Annotated in this window: 2 protein-coding genes; one reads left to right on the top strand and one right to left on the bottom strand. The window is 62.8% G+C overall.

Features of this window, described 5'->3' with window-relative positions; all coding sequences use genetic code 11:
- Window positions 1-473: 473 nt before the first annotated feature.
- Window positions 474-2042 (bottom strand): murein biosynthesis integral membrane protein MurJ, encoded by a 1569-nt coding sequence (gene murJ, locus VF673_RS14950; protein WP_440292515.1) that lies wholly within the window; start codon window positions 2040-2042, stop codon window positions 474-476.
- A 212-nt stretch (window positions 2043-2254) separates the two neighbouring features.
- Here murJ and rpsT point away from each other — a divergent pair, with 212 nt between their 5' ends.
- On the top strand, window positions 2255-2527 hold the full coding sequence (rpsT, locus tag VF673_RS14945; protein ID WP_090540491.1) for a 30S ribosomal protein S20: 273 nt from the start codon (window positions 2255-2257) through the stop codon (window positions 2525-2527).
- The last annotated feature ends 312 nt before the right edge of the window (window positions 2528-2839 follow it).

Genomic DNA, 2839 nt, shown 5'->3' with positions numbered 1-2839 from the left:
TGGGTTCGGGCTTCTCCGATATGTTCTGTGTAGGAGCACCGCCCTCGGTGCGAACCGGGTTGCCGGCAACTCCGCCGCCGCCGGCTGGCATTCGCACCCGGGGCGGGTGCTCCTACGGTGGGTTCGGGCTTCTCCGATATCTTCTGCGTAGGAGCACCGCCCTCGGTGCGAACCGGGTTGCCGGCAACCCCGCCGCCGCCGGCTGACATTCGCACCCGGGGCGGGTGCTCCTACAGTGGGCTCGGGCTTCTCCGATATCTTCTGCGTAGGAGCACCGCCCTCGGTGCGAACCGGGTTGCCGGCAACCCCGCCGCCGGCTGACATTCGCACCCGAGGCGGGTGCTCCTACGGTGGGTTCGGGCTTCTCCGATATATTCTGCGTAGGAGCACCGCCCTCGGTGCGAAACGGGTTTGCCGGCAACCCCGCCGCCCCACACCGCGGACGAGCTGGACTTGGCTTGCCCCTCCTGGCGCTACTTGCGCACATGCCTCATGCGCATACCACTGGCCACCAGCGTCACCAGAAACACCGCAATACCTGCCACCACCAGAATGCTCATCTGCAGCACCTTCTGCTGCCAGCCCCACTCGAACCACTGCTGCACATCCGCCGCCAGCCACAGCACCACGACGGACAGCGCTGTGCAGGCCAGCAGCAGCCGCAGAGTGAACATCGGCCAACCCGGCTGGGCCTGGTAGACACCGATCTTGCGCAGCCCCCACCAGAGCATCCCGGCGTTGAGCAATGCGGACAATGAAGTAGCCAGGGCGAGACCCACATGGGCCAGCGGCCACACCAGGATCAGGTTGAACACCATGTTGGCCACCATACAGGTAACCGCGATGCGCACCGGGGTCTTCATGTCCTGGCGGGCAAAATAGCCGGGGGCCAGCACCTTGATCAGCATGAAGGTCATCACCCCCACCGCATAGGCACGCAGGGCATTGGCCGATTGCACCACGTCACGCTCGGTCATGGCGCCGTAATGGAACAGCGTGGCGATCAGCGGCTCGGCCAGCAGCAGGAGCGCCAGCGCAGCGGGTACACCTACCAGCAGCACCATGCGCACCGCCCAGTCCAGGGTAGCGGCAAAGGCCTTGGGATCCTCCCCTGCATGCTGACGGGACAGCGCCGGCAGTATCACCGTCCCTATGGCAATACCGAAGGCACCCAGGGGGAGCTCGGAGAGACGGTCGGCGTAATACAACCAGGAGATGCTGCCAGTCTGCAGGAAGGAGGCCAGCACCGTATCCAGCAGCAGGTTGATCTGACTGACCGAGACACCGAACAGCGCAGGAATCATCAGCGTCATGATGCGCCTGACGCCCTCGTGCTTGCGATCCGGGCGGGGTATGGGCAGCAGGCGTATCTGAGCCAGAAAAGGCAACTGGAACAGCAACTGCACCACACCGGCAATGAATACCCCCCAGGCCAGCGCCAGGATCGGCTGGTCGAAATAGGGAGTCATGAATATCGTGGCGCCGATCATGCACAGGTTGAGCAGCACCGGGGTGAAGGCCGGCACGGCAAAACGGCCATAGCTGTTGAGGATGGCGCCGCACAGGGCGGTCAGGGAAATCAGGAACAGGTAGGGAAAGGTGATCCGCAGCATCTGGGTCGCCAGCTCCAGCTTCTCGGTCTCACCGTAGAAGCCCGGGGCGAACAGCGTGATCAACACCGGCGCGCCGGCAACGCCGAGCAGGGTGATGCCGGCGAGGGTAATGCCCAGAGTCCCGGTCACCCGGTTGACCAGACTCTGTACCTCGGCGAGGGTATAACGGGTGCGGTATTCGGACAGCACCGGCACGAAGGCTTGGGCGAAAGCACCCTCGGCAAACAGACGACGCAGGAAGTTGGGGATCTTGAAGGCGATAAAGAAGGCATCAGCTTCCGACTTGGAGCCGAAATAGGCCGCCACCACCACATCGCGCACCATGCCCAGCACCCGGGACAGCATGGTCATGATGCTGACCACCATGCCGGAGCGCAGCAGACTGGGTGCCTTGTCGGCGGAGGGAGGCGTGGGCGTGGTCTCGGTCATTGTTCTCATCATTGCTCTGTCGAAACAAGAGGGCGATCATAGCGCTAAGTGGCGGTGGTTGGTACGCCCCCAGGCGTAGCGCGGGTGCGCCACACCTCGGTACTCGTCCCGCCCGGAACTCTACCTTACCCCTTGACATCGGCACCGCTGTGCGGCACAGTACGCGACCTTATTTACACCCTTATTCACATGATTTTCTGAGGAGCAAGACGGTGGCCAACTCACCTCAAGCCAAGAAACGCGCCAAGCAGGCCGAGAAGCGCCGCAATCACAATGCAAGCCTGCGCTCCATGGTTCGTACCTACATCAAGAACGTTGTAAAAGCGATCGACGCCAAGGATCTGGAAAAAGCCCAGGCCGCCTACACTGCTGCCGTTCCGGTCATCGACCGCATGGCCGACAAGGGCATCATCGCCAAGAACAAGGCCGCTCGTCACAAGAGCCGCCTGAACGCACACATCAAGGCCCTGGCTACCGCCGCCTGATTGCGTTCTGCAGATACAGAAAAACCGGCTTTCAGCCGGTTTTTTTGTGTCTGGGATTTGGGTGTGCCTGCGTTTGAACCCTTCGCACCGAGGGCGGTGCTCCTACGCAGAAGATATCGGAGCAGACCAAGCCCCACCGTAGGAGCACCCGCCCCGGGTGCGAATATTAACGGCGGCAGCGGGGTTGCCGGCATACCCGGTTCGCACCGGGGGCGGTGCTCCTACACAGATATATCAGAGAAGATCGGGCCTACTGTAGGAGCACCCGCCCCGGGTGCGAATGTCAGCCGGCGGCGCCGGAGTTGCCGATAA

Origin of the sequence: Halopseudomonas sp. Lyrl_26 (genome assembly GCF_051948695.1) — a bacterium.
Classification (GTDB): Bacteria; Pseudomonadota; Gammaproteobacteria; order Pseudomonadales; family Pseudomonadaceae; genus Halopseudomonas; species Halopseudomonas formosensis.
This window is presented reverse-complemented; position numbering and strand designations above follow the sequence as displayed.